This is a genomic window from Marinithermofilum abyssi (assembly GCF_014641195.1).
GTDB lineage: Bacteria > Bacillota > Bacilli > Thermoactinomycetales > DSM-45169 > Marinithermofilum > Marinithermofilum abyssi.
Map to the genome: position 1 here is coordinate 404,805 of NZ_BMHQ01000001.1, position 19,010 is coordinate 423,814.

17 protein-coding genes are annotated in these 19,010 nt (G+C 51.7%); 8 read left to right on the forward strand and 9 right to left on the reverse strand.

The features are described from left to right. Positions 1–583: 583 nt before the first annotated feature. Positions 584–1,399 carry a nucleoid occlusion protein gene (noc, locus tag IEW70_RS01940; protein ID WP_188646235.1) on the reverse strand — a complete coding sequence of 272 codons (816 nt, stop codon included), beginning with the start codon at positions 1,397–1,399 and terminating at the stop codon, positions 584–586. Between the two features lie 595 nt (positions 1,400–1,994). On the opposite strand from noc, the gene IEW70_RS01945 reads away from it, so the two are divergent. Further along, positions 1,995–3,191: a ParM/StbA family protein gene (locus IEW70_RS01945; RefSeq protein WP_188646236.1), complete on the forward strand. Its 1,197-nt coding sequence runs from the start codon at positions 1,995–1,997 to the stop codon at positions 3,189–3,191. A gap of 169 nt (positions 3,192–3,360) precedes the next feature. After that, on the forward strand, positions 3,361–4,947 hold the full coding sequence (locus tag IEW70_RS01950) for a hypothetical protein (protein ID WP_188646237.1): 1,587 nt from the start codon (positions 3,361–3,363) through the stop codon (positions 4,945–4,947). A 309-nt stretch (positions 4,948–5,256) separates the two neighbouring features. Here IEW70_RS01950 and rsmG read toward each other — a convergent pair whose 3' ends face one another. The 8 genes from rsmG to rpmH all read right to left on the reverse strand — a co-directional run bounded on the left by rsmG (position 5,257) and on the right by rpmH (position 11,831). Beyond that, complete coding sequence (gene rsmG / locus IEW70_RS01955; RefSeq protein ID WP_188646238.1) at positions 5,257–5,973, reverse strand: 16S rRNA (guanine(527)-N(7))-methyltransferase RsmG; 717 nt, start codon at positions 5,971–5,973, stop codon at positions 5,257–5,259. Positions 5,974–6,047: 74 nt separating this feature from the next. Then, on the reverse strand, positions 6,048–7,937 hold the full coding sequence (gene mnmG, locus IEW70_RS01960) for a tRNA uridine-5-carboxymethylaminomethyl(34) synthesis enzyme MnmG (RefSeq protein ID WP_188646239.1): 1,890 nt from the start codon (positions 7,935–7,937) through the stop codon (positions 6,048–6,050). Between the two features lie 21 nt (positions 7,938–7,958). Beyond that, positions 7,959–9,335: a tRNA uridine-5-carboxymethylaminomethyl(34) synthesis GTPase MnmE gene (gene mnmE, locus IEW70_RS01965; RefSeq protein WP_188646240.1), complete on the reverse strand. Its 1,377-nt coding sequence runs from the start codon at positions 9,333–9,335 to the stop codon at positions 7,959–7,961. A 224-nt stretch (positions 9,336–9,559) separates the two neighbouring features. Further along, positions 9,560–10,171 carry an RNA-binding cell elongation regulator Jag/EloR gene (jag, locus tag IEW70_RS01970; RefSeq protein ID WP_308423118.1) on the reverse strand — a complete coding sequence of 204 codons (612 nt, stop codon included), beginning with the start codon at positions 10,169–10,171 and terminating at the stop codon, positions 9,560–9,562. A gap of 5 nt (positions 10,172–10,176) precedes the next feature. Then, positions 10,177–10,923, reverse strand: coding sequence for a membrane protein insertase YidC (yidC, locus tag IEW70_RS01975; protein WP_188646242.1), 747 nt, complete (start codon positions 10,921–10,923; stop codon positions 10,177–10,179). A gap of 74 nt (positions 10,924–10,997) precedes the next feature. Then, positions 10,998–11,207 carry a membrane protein insertion efficiency factor YidD gene (gene yidD / locus IEW70_RS01980; protein WP_188646243.1) on the reverse strand — a complete coding sequence of 70 codons (210 nt, stop codon included), beginning with the start codon at positions 11,205–11,207 and terminating at the stop codon, positions 10,998–11,000. Then, the gene (gene rnpA / locus IEW70_RS01985; protein ID WP_188646244.1) at positions 11,204–11,581 is read right to left on the reverse strand and encodes a ribonuclease P protein component; all 378 of its coding nucleotides are present in this window, start codon (positions 11,579–11,581) and stop codon (positions 11,204–11,206) included. The genes yidD and rnpA overlap by 4 nt, the downstream gene beginning before the upstream one ends. Positions 11,582–11,696: 115 nt before the next feature. Beyond that, the gene (rpmH, locus tag IEW70_RS01990; protein WP_188646303.1) at positions 11,697–11,831 is read right to left on the reverse strand and encodes a 50S ribosomal protein L34; all 135 of its coding nucleotides are present in this window, start codon (positions 11,829–11,831) and stop codon (positions 11,697–11,699) included. 568 nt (positions 11,832–12,399) lie between these two features. On the opposite strand from rpmH, the gene dnaA reads away from it, so the two are divergent. The 6 genes from dnaA to gyrB all read left to right on the forward strand — a co-directional run bounded on the left by dnaA (position 12,400) and on the right by gyrB (position 18,975). Next, positions 12,400–13,749: a chromosomal replication initiator protein DnaA gene (gene dnaA, locus IEW70_RS01995; protein WP_188646245.1), complete on the forward strand. Its 1,350-nt coding sequence runs from the start codon at positions 12,400–12,402 to the stop codon at positions 13,747–13,749. A 474-nt stretch (positions 13,750–14,223) separates the two neighbouring features. Next, positions 14,224–15,360 (forward strand): DNA polymerase III subunit beta, encoded by a 1,137-nt coding sequence (dnaN, locus tag IEW70_RS02000; protein ID WP_188646246.1) that lies wholly within the window; start codon positions 14,224–14,226, stop codon positions 15,358–15,360. 39 nt (positions 15,361–15,399) lie between these two features. Beyond that, positions 15,400–15,615 carry a S4 domain-containing protein YaaA gene (gene yaaA / locus IEW70_RS02005; protein WP_188646247.1) on the forward strand — a complete coding sequence of 72 codons (216 nt, stop codon included), beginning with the start codon at positions 15,400–15,402 and terminating at the stop codon, positions 15,613–15,615. 13 nt (positions 15,616–15,628) lie between these two features. After that, the gene (gene recF / locus IEW70_RS02010; protein ID WP_188646248.1) at positions 15,629–16,747 is read left to right on the forward strand and encodes a DNA replication/repair protein RecF; all 1,119 of its coding nucleotides are present in this window, start codon (positions 15,629–15,631) and stop codon (positions 16,745–16,747) included. 4 nt (positions 16,748–16,751) lie between these two features. Then, positions 16,752–17,051 carry an extracellular matrix regulator RemB gene (gene remB, locus IEW70_RS02015; protein ID WP_188646249.1) on the forward strand — a complete coding sequence of 100 codons (300 nt, stop codon included), beginning with the start codon at positions 16,752–16,754 and terminating at the stop codon, positions 17,049–17,051. Positions 17,052–17,067: 16 nt separating this feature from the next. Then, on the forward strand, positions 17,068–18,975 hold the full coding sequence (gene gyrB / locus IEW70_RS02020; protein WP_188646304.1) for a DNA topoisomerase (ATP-hydrolyzing) subunit B: 1,908 nt from the start codon (positions 17,068–17,070) through the stop codon (positions 18,973–18,975). Positions 18,976–19,010: the final 35 nt, after the last annotated feature.

The following is a 19,010-nucleotide window of genomic DNA, read 5'->3' on the forward strand; positions in this document are numbered from 1 at the left end:
TTTCTCTTTTCCCTCTGGTCCGATGTGTTCGTCCTCGCTCTCAGGCAAAAGAGTTCTTCTGCCCTTTGTCAGCAGCCTTCAACTCTATTTTAGCGGTCCATCGGGAATGAAACGGAAATGGACCCATGCTTATATAGCCATTGGCTTGATAAGCAGAGGGAACTCTCCTGCTTTCGTTCCCTTTTCGACATCACAGATGTTAAACAGTCCACTCAAAAATATTGCGTAACTGTAGAGAGAATACTTCACACGACTACATCCGGTATAGTTGCGATAAGCAAAGCGTGAGCCAAAGAAAATGCTATATGTGGCACCCACGGGCACCAACACCCACAGAGCACACGACACGCCTTGGCTGATTGCGTCCAAGGCGTGCTATGGCTCTATATTTGCCTCCGTCCCGTATGTTTTCGATGGGTACATGGTTCAGTCGCGAATAAACAGAAAGGCTTCCTGTTGCCCCTGTACAACTGCCGAGACTTTGTCATCCATTTCAGTGCCCTTGTCACAAAGGGCTTCTGCATTTTCAACGAGATATAAAATAAGGAGGTGTCACCCCCTTCAAATACATACCTTCTGCTATTTATTTGGGAATACGGATCACGACTTCATAAAAATCCTCATGCTCTTGTTCATCCGCCGAAACAGCCAGCCCTGTTTGTTTCACCATGTCCACAGACTGGCGGATGGTATTCATGGCAATCCGCACATCCCTGGAAAACGACTTCCGTTTGGGCTTCGGCTTCCCTTGTTTGCCCTCCAACAGTTTGCGAATCCGTTCCTCTGTCTGCTTCACATTCAATTCCTTGGTAATGATCTCCTCCAACAAACGAACCTGCTCTTCCACATCTTTCAATGCCAACAATGCACGTGCATGCCGCTCTGTAATATCTCTTTTCATCAAAGCTTTCTGAATCGGTTCGGATAGTTGCAGCAAACGCAGCTTGTTGGCAATCGTAGATTGTCCCTTCCCCAACCGTTGAGCCAAACTCTCTTGTGTCAAACCATGCAGTTGAATCAACTGTTGATAGGCAGCCGCCTCTTCAATCGCGGTTAAACCCTCCCGTTGCAGGTTCTCGATTAGAGCGGCAGAAGCAGCCTGGGCATCATTCATCTCACGAATAACCGCAGGAATACGGGGCATCCCTAGTTTTTTGACCGCTCGTAAACGGCGTTCACCCGCGATCAGCTCATAACCGCCGCGAACCGTTCTTACTACAATCGGCTGAATAACCCCATGGGTTTTAATGGTCTGGCAAAGCTCTTCAATCCGTTCATCGTCAAAGATCGAGCGTGGTTGGTAAGGACTCGATTGAATATTTCCGACCGGGAGTTGTTTTACTTCATCATGCGAATCTTTTTCTCCTATGCCGAACAACCGGGTGAACGGCTCTTTCATGGATTGCACACCACCTACATCTCTATGTACTCCATTATTCCTCCTTTTACTTATTCGCTGTCCCCCCTTCTTCCCCTTCTCTGCCGTCAGGAACAAATGTTGATCATGTTTCACGTGAAACATCGGTGCAATCTCTTATCAAAATAACCCTCCCTATCATCAACGATCAAGAATCAAATGACCAGACACGCCCTAAACCACATCCCCCTATATTTCGTGTTACGAAAAAATTCTGCCCCTCTCGAACATCCAATGTTTTCCTCCTGTAATCCGCCTAAAAACGATTACGCCAAAAATAGAGAATAAGTAGTACGTTGAATAGTTCTATCTATCTGTTTTTTACCGGGAGCACATCGAAGTATATTCTGCACGATCCCCCAATCACCTTAGAATTACAGGGTTTTTCACACTTTCCTTTTTGTATCGAAATGTGTCTCAGCCCCTTAAATTTCGTCGAAAGGTCATAGAAACCATTGTGAATATCGTCGTTTTCAGTGTGAAATTGTCGAATCTTCCCAGTTTGTTTATTGACCCCCCTTCGTTGAGCTTGATAGAATCGTGATAGAAGTTCGTCAAAAAATAGGGGGCAAGGAATATGAGCATACCGATTTACATAGGAAATGACCAAGGCTATTACGGTACGAAAGTCGTGAGCCGTAACGGGGATAAATTCTTAAAAATGTTTATCCGCAATATGGTGGTCCCCAACCGTGTGGGAGAGATTACATACAATAACGACCCGCACAATATTATGTATCGGGAAAAAGAAGGAGCCCGGGAATGGTTTGTCGGGAAGCTGGCCATTGAACAATCAGGGGATGATGAGTTGTTCGACTCTCACGAACGCCGTTTGTTCAGCCCCACTTGGTTCCGTGAACAGGAATACTTGATTATGTTCCGCGTCAGCACTGGTTTGATGCTGCAGGGAAACAACAGCAACAGCGAACCGATCGTCTCGGTTGCCCTTCCCACAGACAGCTACATCGACTATAAAGAAGAACTGAAGCGCCGCTTGGTAGGGAAACACAGCTTTGAAGTGAAACAAGGAAACCTGCCTTACCGCAAAGTCGAATTTGAAATCAAACGGGAAAACCTGTACGTAATCAGTCAGCCGATGGCCACGCTGTTCCATATCGCTCTCGATCGGGACGGACAATTGCTAAATGAAGATCTGTTCATTCAAAAGGTCAGCATCAACGACCTCGGCTTCGGCACTTCCGACGTGGAAACACTGCATGGTGAAACGATTATCAAACGGCAAAGCTTCACTTCCCGCCATGCCATGATTAACGTTTATCAGCTTCTCTCCAAACGCCTGGCCGAATTCTCCCGGGAAGTGGATCCGGATAAAACCGGCAAAGAATATCCCATTTGGAGCTTGAACCGAGTGATTCGCTCCGGAGAAATCAGCTTCAAAGGGAAAGTCTATGATGTATCGGAGATCGTGCAAAGCTGCATCCAAGAAGTCGGAGAAGCATTGGTGGATGAAGTGTGGAACCGTCTCGACTATGCGGATGACATTACTTACATCATCCTGACCGGCGGTTCCTCCATCCCCTTTAAGCAATACTATCGAGAACGCTTCGGTGACAAACTGATCTTCGCCGAGGATTATGGGATCGATGCCCAATTCGCCAATGCCTTCGGGTTGTGCAAATTCACGCAATCCAAGTCCAAGACTGTTCCCCTGAAAAATCAACAGGAAGTGGCAGCCACCATCCAAGAAGAGTTTTCCGTACCGAGCACCGTCGATAAACCGGTAACCCGGGAAAAACGCGGCAACAAAAAGTAACCCATATCCAGTCAACAGAAAAACCCCCAGGAAGTGCTTCCTGGGGGATTCACTCATCCTAAACAACGAAAAATGATGGAACCCTCTTCTTTTTGAAGAGGAATCCGTTGATGCTGCTTCCAAAAAAGAGCAGATCCACCTGAACCGCTATAGAAAAGGAGGGAATTCCATGACAAAGGCCGGCAAGCAGTTTGATTTCATCATTATCAGCAACGGGCCCGATGGAAAGGACATCGCCCGTCAAATCCAGCAATCCGGCAAAAGCGCATGGGTCCTTCATTTGGAACCCGGAACAACGGCATCCGTCCTATGCAGTTCACCCATTGTCCGCAACCGTCCCGGACACCAAGTGGAAGAATGGTCGCAGGAAGACACAGCCCCTTCGTCCCGCGGAGTCCTCACCCAATGTTTAAGCCAGGAAGGGCATCATGCCGTTTATCTATTACAAGCACCCATGACGGAAGCTCCCGTGAATACCGGCCCCTATCTCACCGCCAGTGACAGCGGGACCGTCCGCAGCAAAAAGCTGCCCCCGTTTCTTTTGGAACGAGAGATTCAGCAACGCAAACGGCTGATACACCGCCCGCACTTACTGGATCGGACCGTCAAAACAGAAGAAACCCAAACAAAGCCTGGCGTTGAAGAAGGAAAAGCAGCCCAGGATCAACCCATCTTCCGGGAGCGGGAATTAAAACTGCGCAAACGGCTGACACGGGGGCTTCGCCGCACCCAAGTCACCCCTGCCGCCTCCACCGCTTCATCTTCGGCCTTCAATCCACCGGTAACAGAGCCGCCGCTGCCTCCGATTCAAGAGGATGAAACGGCATTATGGTCCATGAACGAAACGGTTGATTCTCTCGACTCGCCAGAAGCAACAACGTCCTTCTCATTGGATGAAACTGAGTGGTTGGGAGCGGAGGCTGCCCCCGGAATGGGGATGGATCCAGAAACACCGAAAGAAGAATCCCTTCCAACGGAAGGCGAAGCAACAGCACCGGCGGATCCAGAAACACCGGATCGAACCCAAGAGGACGAGGAACAGCCTGTGTATCCCAAGTCCGTCATCCCGATGAATCACGGACGTGTACGCAACCGACGTTCCCCGCGAAAGAAAGACAGACGTCCTTTCCAATCGTATAAAGAGGAAGAAACCCGTGAGTTTCGCGAGTCCACTTCCATTCCGGGTCACAGGGTATGGGAAGCACCTGAAAAGGGAGAACAACAGGAAGAAGTTCGCGAAGACACAGATTTTTCCTTCGAGTATGATGAGGAAGCCTGGCTGAAATCTTTTCAAAGGAAAAACAGCCCTCGCGACGATCGAGAGGCTGATTCCGCAACCAGCGAGAATCGCAAAAGTGCGACACCACCAGACACACCGCCGGCATCCAAGGAACGGACAGCCCGACCTTTCAGCAAGCCTCCTGCCTCATCTGCCGGCCGACCCAAGAAACCGACCCGATCATCCCGGCCTTTCGAGCAAGTAAACGCGGCCCGGAAACATTCGGATCAGCGCCCCTCGGCTCGGAAGTCTGCCTCCTTCATGGGTGAGGAAGAAGCTCGCCGCATTTTGAAGCAAAGCAGTTCCGGCGATTCCGGAGATACATTGAAACGGGATACGATTGAGTTGGAAGATCCTTATGGATACGATTCCTATGAAGATTTCCTCACCCCCTTCGCCAATGCCGAAGTGGAAAAGCTGGAAAAGCGGAAGCTGGCACTCAGAGGGTTGCATAATCTGATCAATAACCTGGGGTGAACGGAATCCTCCAGCATGGAAAAAGGGGCAACAACATCATGTTGGAAATGAGAAACGGGGGATATCGCCGGTATTCCATGAACAAGCATCGAAAGGTTTTACAAGCGAATCGATTGATCCCTTCTTTCGGGAAAGATCCGTAATAGCCCGCTCCCAATCAAAGGGAACGGGCTCTTCTTTTTGTCTTTAACACAGCAAGAACTAGATACTCGTTCAGAAGTATTCCGTGTGAGATGTGCTCTATTCTTTTCCGAAGATGACTTTGCAGCAGCCTCAGTCCACTCTCCATCATAGGAAACCTGTTAACGGCTATAAAGGCTGTTTCGCCGGAATTCCCGGCCGCCGCGGGTATTTTTTGGGTGTCGGTTGGTTTTTCTGGACAAGGAGAATATGGCGATCCCCTTTCCCTTCGGGCAAAGAAAGCAGTTCATCCCGGATGCTGCCCCCGCCCAGACGGGAAATGGCCGACTGCGCCTCGCTGATCTCCTCCAATACACCCGCCCCTTTCATAGCAGCAAATATACCGCCCACCCGCACAAAAGGCATGCAGTACTCCGACAGGACGTTCAGACGGGCTACCGCACGAGCGGTCGCCACGTCAAAGGATTCCCGGAATCGAGGTTGACGTCCTGCCTCCTCTGCACGGCGATGCACCGCTTCCACCCCTTCCAGACCCAGATCCTCCGCCAACTCCTTGAGAAAGGTGACCCGTTTGTTCAACGAATCCAGCAGGGTGAGCCGAATATGGGGAAAGGCGATTTTCAGCGGGATTCCCGGAAATCCGGCACCGGTACCCACGTCGATTAGCGATTGGATACTCTCTGCCGGAAGCAGGGGAGCCAAGGTGAGGGAATCGTAAAAGTGCTTGATATATACGTCGTTTTCTTCTGTGATGGCCGTGAGATTCATGGTCTTGTTCACTTCCACCAACCGTTCATAATACCGGGCAAATTGATCCAACTGGTGCGGCTGCAAGGAAATGCCCAACTCTGCCGCCGCCGATTCCAGCCATTGTCGATGCTCCATGATGAACTCCTTTCCGATTGCTGCCTATGTAAAACGGTCCGGCCGCCGGGACCGGACCAATGAGATGCCAACCCTTATTCCGCTTTGGCGTGTGCTTTGCCGCCTTGTTCGATGTGAACCAGCAAAATGGAGATATCCGCCGGATTGACCCCGGAAATCCGAGAAGCCTGCCCCAGGGACAGGGGCCTTACCTGCTTCAGTTTTTCCTTTGCTTCCGTAGCGATCCCCACCACTTTGTCATAATCGACCCAGTCGGGAATCCGCTTGTTCTCCATTTTGCGCATTTTCTCCACTTGTTGCAGAGATTTATTGATATACCCCTCGTATTTCAGCTGGATCTCCACCTGTTCAGCTACATCCGGAGCGACCTCTGTTTCGGGAGGAGCAATCCGGGCGATATGCTCATACTTGATTTCCGGCCGTTTGATCAAACGAGACAACTCGATCGCATTGTCAAGGGGGCTGGAACCGACTTCTTCCAGCAACGCCTGTATTTCCGGCGTCGGCTTCACTTTGGTTTCCCGCAGGCGGGTGATTTCTTTCTCGATCGCTTCCCGCTTGGCCACGAACCGGCGGTACCGTTCCTCTGGAATCAATCCAATCTCATAGCCCAATTCCGTCAAGCGCAAGTCTGCGTTGTCATGGCGCAACAGCAGCCGGTACTCTGCCCGGGAAGTGAGCAGCCGATACGGTTCGTTGGTTCCCTTGGTGACCAAATCGTCGATCAACACGCCGATATAGGCTTGGGAGCGACTCAAAATAACCGGCTCTTTTCCTTGCACTTTCCGAGCAGCGTTGATACCGGCCATAATCCCTTGACCCGCTGCCTCTTCATAACCGGAAGTGCCATTGATTTGCCCGGCGGTGAAAAGATTTTCGACCAGCTTCGTTTCCAGACTGGGCCACAGTTGTGTCGGCACGATGGCGTCGTACTCAATGGCATAGCCGGTTCGCATCATTTCCGCCTTTTCCATCCCCTTGATGGTACGGAGGATGGATTGCTGCACATCTTCCGGCAGACTGGTAGATAATCCTTGTACATACATCTCCAGGGTGTCCCGCCCTTCCGGTTCCAGGAAAATCTGATGCCGGTTCTTATCGGCAAACCGGACGATCTTGTCTTCAATGGAAGGGCAATACCGGGGGCCCTGCCCCTGAATCACCCCGGAATACATGGGGGCCCGGTGCAAATTGTCCCGGATGTAGGCGTGAGTTCGCTCATTGGTGTAAGTGAGCCAACAGGGCAGCTGGTCCGTGATATATTCCGTCGTTTCATAGGAAAAGGCACGGGGTTCCTCATCCCCCGGCTGAATCTCCATCTGATCGGTATCGATGGTGTTTTTGTTGACCCTAGGCGGCGTGCCCGTTTTGAACCGCACCGTTTCAAAGCCCAAATCAATCAGGTGATGGGCCAGATTAATGGAGGGTTGTTGGTTGTTGGGCCCGCTTTCGTAGGCGAGATCCCCGATGATCACTTTCCCCCGCAAATAGGTGCCGGTGGTCAAGACGACGGTTTTGGAATAGTACTTGGCACCGGTTCGGGTCAATACCCCGTGGCATACTCCGTTTTCCACCAACAATTTCTCCACCATATTCTGATGGAGGGTCAGGTTGGGCTCATGCTCCAACGCTTTTTTCATCTCTTGTTGGTACAACACCTTGTCGGCTTGCGCCCGCAAGGCATATACCGCCGGCCCTTTGCCCGTATTCAGCATCCGCATCTGAATGTGGGTTTTATCGATGTTGCGACCCATTTCACCGCCTAGGGCATCCACTTCCCGCACCACATGTCCCTTGGCGGGGCCGCCAACGGAAGGATTGCAAGGCATGTAGGCAATGGTGTCCAGGCTGAGCGTCAACAGGAGCGTGGAACACCCCATCCGGGCAGCGGCCAAAGCCGCTTCACAGCCGGCATGGCCGGCACCGATCACAATCACGTCAAATTTCTCTCCGCTTACAGGCATTTCCTGTACCTCCTTTTCTTCTTATTTCCCCAAACAGAATTGAGAGAAGATCTGATCGATCAAATCTTCCGCCACCGCATCCCCGATAATCTCCCCGAGGTACTGCCAGGCATTTTTCAAATCGATCTCCACCATATCCAGCGGTACACCGGTTTCGATCCCTTCGATAGCATCCCGTACGCTTTGTTGTGCACGTTCCAACAGATGAACGTGGCGGACATTGCTCACATACGTGGCATCCGCACTTTGCGCCTTGCCGCCTAAGAACAGATCGGCAATCGCTTGTTCCAATTTGTCCAGTCCCCGTTCTTCTTTCAGGGACGTGGTAATCAACGGGTGATCCCCGATCAATCGCTTCACTTCATCCAGATCCAGCTTCGGCTCCAAATCCGTTTTATTAACAACCACAATCGTGGTGTAATCTCTGGCCAAATCGATCAGTTTCCGGTCATCGTCGGTCAGCGGTTCCCCATAATTCAGCAACAAGAGAACCAGATCCGCCTGTTCCAAAGCTTTGTGGGAACGCTCCACTCCGATCCGTTCCACGATGTCTTCCGTTTCCCGGATTCCTGCCGTATCCACCAACCGAAGCGGAATCCCCCGCACATTGACATACTCCTCGATCACATCCCGGGTCGTTCCCGGAATATCGGTCACAATGGCCTTGTTTTCGTGGGCCAGGGTATTCAGCAGAGAGGATTTCCCCACATTGGGGCGGCCGATGATTACCGTCGCGATGCCTTCCCGCAAAATACGCCCTTGCCGGGCCGTCACCAGCAATTGACTGATCGCTTTCTCGATCTCCCGGCTTTTTTCCAGCAACAGCCGTCCGGTCATCTCTTCTGCATCATACTCGGGGTAATCCACATTGACTGCCAAGTGGGCCAATGTCTCCAGGATATCTTGGCGCAGCTTTTGAATGAGACGGGACAAGCGGCCTTCTGCCTGCTGCATCGCCACTCGCGCAGCCCGGTCCGTTTTGGAGCGGATCAAATCGATCACTGCTTCCGCCTGGGACAAGTCGATTCGGCCATTCAAAAAGGCCCGCTTGGTGAACTCTCCCGGCTCAGCCAGTCTGGCTCCGGCAGACAACAAGGCTTCCAGCACCGCCTGTACGGGCACAACACCCCCATGGCAGCTGACCTCCACCACATCTTCCCGGGTGAAAGTACGGGGTGCCCGCATCACGGTCACCAGCACTTCATCCAATCGTTTCCCCGTTTTCGGGTCAACGATGTGTCCATAATGAACGGTATGGGAGTCCACCTCCGCCAGGGATCGGCTCCCTTGAAACACCCGGTCCACCACCGGAACCGCTTCATCCCCGCTTACCCGGATTACCGCTATGCCGCCTTCCCCGACCGGAGTGGAGATCGCCGCAATCGTATCCGTTTCCATGGCTGATTCACCTCATACAACCGGCATCCGATACCGAATCCGATCAACTCATTAATAGAATATCCTAATTTTTTATCATAACATACGGGTTATGACAATGAAACGCAAATAGCCACTGAAGACAAAGCTGCTTGGTGCCGTATACCACCCTCCGTTGTCAACATTCCCGATTCGCATCCATGCAAAAAAACTCTCCTGATCTGGAGAGTGGCTGAAGAAGCATATCATTTTTTCAAAGAAACCACGACCCGACGTTGAGGTTCGTCCCCCTGACTATACGTAACCAACCGGTCGTATCGTTGAATCTGGGTATGAATCACCTTTCTTTCCATCGGGTTCATGGGATCCAACGTCACCGGTTTACCCGTCCGCAGCACCTGTTTGGCAATCCGGTCTGCAAGATCCTGCAAGGTGCTCTTCCGGCGATCCCGGTATCCTTCCGCATCCAGAACAAAACGGGTATACTCTTGATGGTGTTTATTGGCGACGATATTGGTCAAATATTGAAGAGCATCCAATGTCTGACCCCGTCGACCGATCAACATTCCCAATTGTTGACCGGAAAACTGCAACCTCACATGATCCTGTTTTTCCACCGCTTCCAGTTCCACATTCACTCCCATGGCGTGAGTAACATCCCGTAAAAATTGACGGGCGTCATCCAAAGGAGTACGAACCAGCTCCACCTCTACTTTGGCATCCTTGGCGCCAAACAAACCTAGGAAACCTTTGCTGGGCTCTTCCAACACGGAGATCCGGACCTGATCCCAGGTAGCTGACAGGCGGCTGAGGGCTTCCTCAACCGCCGCGTCCACACTCTTCGCCGTTACGATCACCTTTTTCAACGGGTAGCACCCTCCCGCTTGGTCTTGTATTTATCCCCCAGGAAATAATACTGAACCATAGTGAACAGGTTGCTGTAAACCCAGTACAAGGACAACGCCGCCGGGAAACTGAGCGCCAGGACGAAAATCATCACCGGCATGATAAACATGAACACCCGGGCCTGCGGGTTGTCCGACATGCCCATGACGACCGACTGCAAATAGGTAGTGACAGCCGCCAAAATGGGCAGGATCAGGTAAGGATCATGCTGACCGAGCTGCAACCACAAAAATGTGGAAGCCTTAATTTCCTGGTCGCGCATGATCGCCTGATAAAAGGCCAGCAGGATCGGCAGCTGGATCAGGATCGGCAAACAACCGGCCAAGGGGTTTACATTGTGTTTTTGGAAGAGTTTCATCGTCTCTTCCTGCAGCTTCTGCTGGTTGTTGCGGTATTTTTCCCGCATTTTGTTCAGCTCCGGCTGCAGTGCCTGCATCTCCTTGGAGCTTTTCATCTGCTTCAGGGTCAGCGGCAGCACCAACAGACGAACCAAAATCGTCGCCACCAGGATGGCCAATCCATAGCTGCCCAGCACATCATACGTATAATCTAGCAATTTCGTCAGGGGATAGACAAAAAACCGATCCCAGATCCCGCCATGCGGATTCACTGGTTGATAATCGGCCTGATTCGGGGAACAACCTGACAACAAAAGTAACAGGGCCGCAAAATAGATCCATGACGTCCAGCGTCGTGCAAACAAGAATCTTTCCCTCCTTCATCGCAACCGAAATCACTGCACCGTCGTTTGCGCTTGTATGTAATGAAATGCCGTTTTCACGGCACAGGATCATATCCGCCGGGGTGAAAGGGGTGGCATTTGAAGATGCGTTTCAACGTCATCCAGCTGCCCTTGAGCACACCATAACGGGAAATCGCCGTCAAACCATACTGGGAGCAAGTGGGGTAAAAGCGGCAGGTAGGAGGTTTCATAGGAGAGATAAACCGACGGTAAAAACGAATCAGTGAAAGCGCTGCCGTCTTCATCCGTTTCTCCCCTCCTTTGCCGATGGCCGCTTTTGCTTCGGAAGCAGCTGCGCCCTGTGAAACACATGGCGCAAACTGGATTGTATCTGATGATAATCCATCTCTGCGGCAGGATTACGCGCAATAATGATCAGATCGGTGTTGGCCGGCAAATCATCCACCCATTGCCGAACTACTTCCTTTACCAAACGCTTAATGCGATTGCGCGTCACCGCGTTACCCACCTTGCGGCTGACGGAAATCCCCACGCGAACCGGCCCCTTTTCCCGTCGCGGCGAGCGATAGACGACAAACTGGCGGTTCGCGGCGGAGCTTCCGGTGCGAAATGCCCGGCGAAAGTCGTTGCGCCGCTTCAACCGATACTGTTTCTGCAACGACGTCCCCCCTTTCCCGGAAAAACCGCGTCGACTCCATTATGCGGCGGATCGGGTGTGAAATAAACCCGAATTTTCCCTTCATAGGAAAAAAGGCCACCTCATACAAGTGGCCTTATGCAGACAATACTTTTCTGCCTTTTCGACGACGGTTGCGCAATACTTTCCGGCCATTTTTCGTGCTCATGCGTTGACGGAAACCGTGCACGTTCTTCCGTTTGCGTTTGCTGGGTTGATAAGTGCGTTTCATCACTCTTCCTGGTACCGCTCCTGCTTTTCATCCGGCTGGGCGGGCCTGGGGAAACTTCCCCGGAGCACACCAGGTTGCCTCCCTTCTATATAAAAGTTCTCATGCGAATTGTCTCCGTTGACATTCCCATTTATTATAAGCGTCCAGATAAACGGTTGTCAAGAAAAGGGGATTCCACAAACGGTGCCTTATCCACATGTGGACAACTATTTTGTCCCCCACATCTATCCCCGAGTTATCCCCTGATTATCCACATAATAAGTCCTGTGAACAAAAATGCATCCACACACCTGTGAATTGTGGATAAAGGAAAGGAATCCGTTGTGATGACTAGGAGAATCTGATATCATGTTGATGTTTTCCACAGTGGATAACTGTGTACATCGACCGTTTTATCCCCAACCTGTGGATAACTTTGTGGAAATCCACAGGTGGATTGTGAACAATAGCTTCCACAACAGTGTGGACAATGTGGATAGGTAGGATTTTCTCTTAGTGATTCTAGTATTCCATACGGGTTGTGAAGAATTTTCGTCAAAAGGAACTTGTGGAGAAAGGAGGGACCCCTGTGGATAAACATATTCAAGAATTGTGGGCGCAAACATTGGAACGGATTCAGGAGAAACTGAGCAAACCCAGCTTTGAAACGTGGCTGCAAGCTACGGAAGCTGTGGATTACCGCGACGATACCCTGATCATCTCGGCGCCCAACGAATTTGCCCGGGATTGGCTCGAATCCCGTTATGCCAACTTGGTCCGCGATACACTGCAGGATGTGGCCGGATCTGTTATCGGTGTCCAATTTATCACCCATGCTGCAGCCGTACCGGAAGAGACCAGCGGAAAATCGGAGGCCAAAACCCCGCCCGACGAGACCGCCGAAGCCCCGAAAACAATGCTGAACTCCCGGTATACCTTTGATACCTTTGTGATCGGTTCGGGCAACCGGTTTGCCCATGCAGCCTCCCTCGCTGTAGCAGAAGCACCGGCCAAAGCCTACAACCCATTGTTCATCTATGGAGGTGTCGGATTGGGCAAAACCCACTTAATGCATGCCATCGGCAATTATGTCCAATCCCATACACCCAACACGCATGTGGTGTATCTTTCCTCCGAGAAATTCACGAATGAATTCATCAATTCGATCCGGGACAATAAAACCGATGATTTTCGCAATAAATACCGCAATGTGGATATCTTGTTGATAGACGATATTCAATTTCTTGCAGGAAAAGAGCAAACCCAGGAAGAATTTTTCCACACATTCAATGCGTTGCATGAGGAAAGCAAGCAGATCGTCATTTCCAGCGACCGTCCGCCCAAAGCGATCCCCACGCTGGAAGACCGGTTGCGTTCCCGGTTTGAATGGGGGTTGATCACCGATATTCAACCTCCGGATTATGAGACGCGGATTGCGATTTTGCGAAAAAAAGCGATTGCGGACAACCTGAATATTGACAGTGAAGTGATGGCTTTCATCGCCGATCGGATCGACACCAACATCCGGGAGCTGGAGGGAGCACTGATCCGGGTGGTAGCCTACTCCGCCCTAATGAATCAACCGGTTTCAGTAGAGTTGGCAGGGGAAGCGTTGAAAGATATCATGCCCCATCAGCAGCCCAAAGTGATCAGCATCCGGGACATCCAGGAAACCGTTTGTTCCTATTACCATATCCGGGTCGAAGATTTAAAAGGGAAGAAACGAACCCGCAACGTGGCACTGCCCCGACAAATCGCCATGTACTTATCACGGGAACTGACAGACGGCTCCCTGCCCAAAATCGGAGAGGAGTTCGGCGGCCGGGACCATACGACCGTCATTCACGCCCATGAGAAAATCTCCCGGACTTTATCCACGGATCGTAACTTGCAACAAGCCCTGGACGATATAAAAAAACGACTCCTGCAGCAGGTATAGAGGGGTTATCCACCCTTTGTCAACGATGAGGGGGTTTCTATGAAATGGATAAGGAGCCCGATGGGAGAAGTTGTCCCATTCCTGTTGAAGATGTGGATATGTGTGGACAACCTCTCCTTGTTTTTCTGACGCTCAGAGGAAACGAACGAGGATAAAACGAGGTCCCGATCGTCTGAATGTGAATCATGTGGACAACCGTTACCAGCCTATGCACAGTTTATCCACAGGGTGTATAGGCTGATTTTCTTGGGCCCAAATCACTTATTCACATTATTCACAGGCCCTATTACCATGACGACGATCTTTAAAATATAATATATATGTATCTTATCCTCGATTATGACAACCGCATTTGTTTTATTTCACATCAAGAAACCGCACCTTCGGGACAACTGGCCACACCCTTCGGGGTGTGCTCCCTTTTCATGCCGTTTTTCCACATACATGATCGGAATCTATACAAGGAGGATCAACATGAAATTTCGTGTTTCCCGCTCTGCTTTGGTAGAAGCAGTATCTCAAGTATCCAAAGCTGTTTCCCAAAAAACAACCATCCCCATTCTGACCGGAATCAAAACCACAGTGGATGAAAAGGGTTTGTGGTTGACCGGCAGCAACTCGGACCTGACGATTCAAGTACAAGTCCCCGTCATGGCGGATGATAAAGAACTGGTTCATGTGGAAATAATAGGTAGTGTGGTCCTGCCGGGCCGAATCTTTGGTGATATTGTACGCAAACTTCCGGGAGATGAAGTAGAGTGGGTAGTAGATGACCGTTGGATTACCACGCTTCGCTCCGGACAAGCCCAGTTTGAATTGAAAGGGCTGGACCCCGAGGAATACCCCCGCTTGCCGCAATTGCGAGAAGATCAGAAGTTTACACTGCCGGCGGAACTGTTAAAGTCGATGATCCGGCAAACGGGATTTGCTGTTTCCACATCGGAAGCACGGGGCGTATTGACCGGCGTATTGTGGCAGCTGAAAGAAGGGATACTCACCTTTGTTGCCACCGACAGCATCCGTCTGTCCCGCCGACAAGCGGAAGTGGAAGCCCCGGCCGATCTCGCGATCGAAAATGTGATCGTTCCCGGCAAAAGTTTGTCGGAGCTGGCCAAAACCCTCGGTGATCAGGAAGGCTTTGTGGATGTGATCGTATCCGAGAATCAGATCATGATCCGTACGGAACGGTTGCTCTTTTTCTCCCGCTTGTTGGAAGGAACATATCCCGATACCAATCGGGTGATCCCCACAGGCGGAAAAACGGAAATCGTTACTTCCACCAAGGATTTGTTGCAATCGGTGGACCGGGCTGCTCTGATTAGCCGGGATGGACGGGATAATGTGATAAAATGGACTCTGAAAGAGGAAGGCGTCGTAGAGGTGAACTCTGCCGCCCAGGATGTCGGAAGCGTGGTTGAAGAAGTTGCGGCAAAAGTCAGCGGGGAAGAAATGGGTATCTCCTTTAACGCGCAATACATGATGGATGCGCTCAAGGCTGTGGACAGCGAGGAAATCCGAATCCTCTTTACGGGGGCGATGACTCCGTTTGTGATTCAACCCGCCGACCGGGAAGATGCCTTGCATCTGATCGTCCCGATCCGGACGCGGTAATGCCTCATTGCAGATTTTAAAGGTTGGAGTGAATAGGGTGTGCGACAGATCACCATTGATGATGAATACATCACGCTGGGGCAACTCCTGAAAAAACTGGATATTATCGACACCGGCGGTCAAGCCAAAGGGTTCTTGGCTGGACATCAGGTGAAGGTGAACGGTACAATCGAGTACCGTCGCGGGAAAAAACTTTATCCACAGGATATTGTGGATATTGAAGGCTTCGGTACCATCCGGCTCACCCAGGCTTAAGGGGGGATGCATCTTGCATGTGGAACAGCTGGAACTGACTCAGTTCCGCAACATCCCCCAGCTGGAATTGACATGCCCGGAAGAGCTGCACCTGTTTGTCGGTCCCAACGCCCAGGGGAAGACCAATATCCTGGAATCCCTTTATGTGCTGGCGATCGGGAAATCCCATCGGACACGCTCCCACAAGGAATTGATCCGGTGGGAGGAGCCTGCGGCCCGTATCCGGGCCCGGGTCAACAGGGAAGGCCGGTCGCATCGGTTGGACATCCGGCTGACTCCCCAAGGCAAAAAAGTGTCACGGAACGGGGTGGAACAACGGCGGCTCAGTGAGTATATCGGATCGTTGACCGCCGTTCTCTTTGCTCCCGAGGATTTGGCGATTGTCAAGGGAAGTCCTCAGGTCCGGCGCCGGTTTCTCGATATGGAAATCGGCCAGGTGAGCCCGTCCTATGTCTACCATTTGACGCGATACAACAAACTGATCCTGCAGCGAAACACCATACTGAAGGATATCAGTAAAAATGGAAAAGAACAGGAAATGCTGTTGGAAGTGTTGGATGAACAACTGATTCAGTCGGCGGTTCACCTGTGGATCAAACGGCGGGGTTTTGTGGATGTGTTGACCCGCTGGGCACAGGATATCCACAGCGGAATTACGGATGGAAAAGAGGCGCTTTCGATTCACTACCAGCCGTCGGGAGAGATGGATGCGGGGCAGGAGGAAGAGGCGCTCCAGGAACAATTTCGCCAGACTCTCCAAAACCTTCGCAAGCAGGAGATTCAACGGGGAAGCACCTTGGTCGGTCCTCACCGGGACGATTTGCGTTTGGCTGCCAACGGGGTGGATATCCACACCTACGGCTCCCAAGGCCAACAGCGTACCGCCGCCTTATCCCTCAAATTAGCGGAAATCGAATTGATACATCAAGAAACCGGCACTTATCCGATACTTCTTCTCGATGACGTTCTCTCTGAACTGGACGATTCCCGGAAAACCCACTTGTTGGAGGCGATTCGGGGGAAGGTGCAAACCTTTGTGACCATCACCGGCTTGGAGGGGATTGATCAAGGAACCCTGGACAGAGCACGGATGTACCGTGTGCGTCAGGGAACCGTTACGGAATTGAGGTGATTCGGTGTTTATCCATTTGGGCGGCAATAAAATGATTCGAGTCAGCGAGGTGGTGGCCATTCTGGATGCCGGCATCCGTCGTTCTTCCGCCCCCCTCGCCCCTTTTTTAGAGGATGAGCGCAACCGGGCACGGATCGAAAAAGTTTCCTCTCATGAAGAGATCAAGTCTTATGTGGTGACGGAAAAGGCTGTTTACGCTTCTCCCATCTCTTCGTTGACTTTGATGAAACGGGCACACCCCCTCGGAAACCGGTTGCAGGGAGTGTCTGCGGAACGGGAATCCAAAAAGGAACGAAAAGAGTAGGTGACGTGAAGTGACCATGCAGAATACCAATTATGATGAGTCGCAGATTCAGGTGCTGGAAGGCCTGGAGGCGGTTCGGAAACGGCCGGGGATGTATATCGGTTCCACCAGTAGCCGCGGGCTTCACCATCTGGTGTGGGAAGTGGTGGACAACAGTATCGACGAAGCGTTGGCGGGTCGATGCGACACCATCGACGTGGTGGTGCACCAAGATAACAGCGTTACCGTCGCCGACAACGGCAGCGGGATTCCGGTGGGGATCCAGCCCAAAATGGGACGCCCGGCGGTGGAGGTTGTCATGACCGTATTGCACGCTGGCGGAAAGTTCGGCGGAGAAGGTTACAAGGTATCCGGCGGATTGCACGGGGTGGGTGTCTCGGTTGTGAACGCCCTCTCGGAATGGTTGGAAGTGGAAGTGAAGCGGGACGGCAAGATCCACCACCAACGGTACCACCGCGGGGTACCGCAGCACGATTTGGAAGTAGTGGGCACAACCGAGGAAACCGGAACCAAAGTTACCTTTAAACCGGATCCCGAGATTTTTACTGAGACCACCGAGTATGACTTTGAGATCCTGCAAAACCGCTTACGCGAACTGGCTTTCCTCAACCGCGGCGTCCGGATCACCCTGAAAGATGAGCGCGGGGAAGGCAAAGCGAAAGAATACAAATATGACGGCGGAATCGTTTCCTTTGTGGAGCATTTGAATCGCAACCGGGAAACCCTTCACGCTCCTCCCATCTTTATCGAGGGAGAGAAAGAGAATATCGGCGTAGAGATCGCCATCCAGTACAACGACGGCTACACCAGCAACATCTATTCCTACGCCAACAATATTCACACGCACGAAGGCGGTACCCACGAAGCCGGATTCAAATCGGCTCTCACCCGGGTGATCAATGATTACGCCCGACGTCACAACCTGCTAAAAGACAACGATGCCAACTTGTCGGGGGACGATGTGCGGGAAGGGATGACGGCCATCATCAGCGTCAAAATTCCGGATCCCCAATTTGAAGGGCAGACCAAGACCAAACTGGGGAACAGCGAAGCGCGGGCGGCGACGGAATCCCTGTTCGCCGAGCATTTTCTCACCTTCCTGGAGGAGAATCCATCGGTTGCTAAAAAGGTGATCAACAAAGCGGTGATGGCGGCACGGGCCCGGGAGGCTGCCCGGAAAGCCCGGGAGCTGACCCGGCGGAAAAACGCCCTGGAAGTGAGCTCTCTGCCTGGAAAGCTGGCAGACTGTACCTCCCGCAATGCCGGCATCAGTGAATTGTATCTGGTGGAGGGGGATTCCGCCGGCGGTACGGCTAAACAGGGGCGTGACCGGATGTTCCAGGCGATTTTGCCGCTGCGGGGTAAGATCATCAATGTGGAGAAAGCTCGTCTGGACAAAGCGCTTTCCAATGACGAAGTACGGACGATTATCACCGCTCTGGGAACAGGGATCGGCGATGATTTCAATATTGAAAAGGCCCGTTACCACAAAATCGTCATCATGACCGATGCCGACGTGGACGGCGCCCATATTCGCACCTTGCTTCTCACTTTCTTCTACCGCTATATGCGTCCACTGATCGAACAGGGTTATGTCTATATCGCACAACCGCCCCTGTATAAGATTTCCCAGGGCAAGAAGGTGCTTTATGCCTTCAACGATCGGGAGAAAGAGAAGCTGTTGAAAGAACTCGAAGGCAAGGGGAAAGTGGAAATCCAGCGGTACAAAGGGTTGGGTGAGATGACAGCTACCCAGCTTTGGGAAACGACGATGGATCCGGAAAGCCGCACCTTGCTGCAGGTATCCCTGGAAGATGCGATGGATGCGGACACCGTGTTTGAAACCCTGATGGGGGACAAGGTGGAACCGCGCCGGGAATTTATCCAGGAATATGCCCAGCAGGTACGCAACCTCGACGTGTAACCTTGCCATTCGAGAGAGAGCGGAGGGAAGCGACG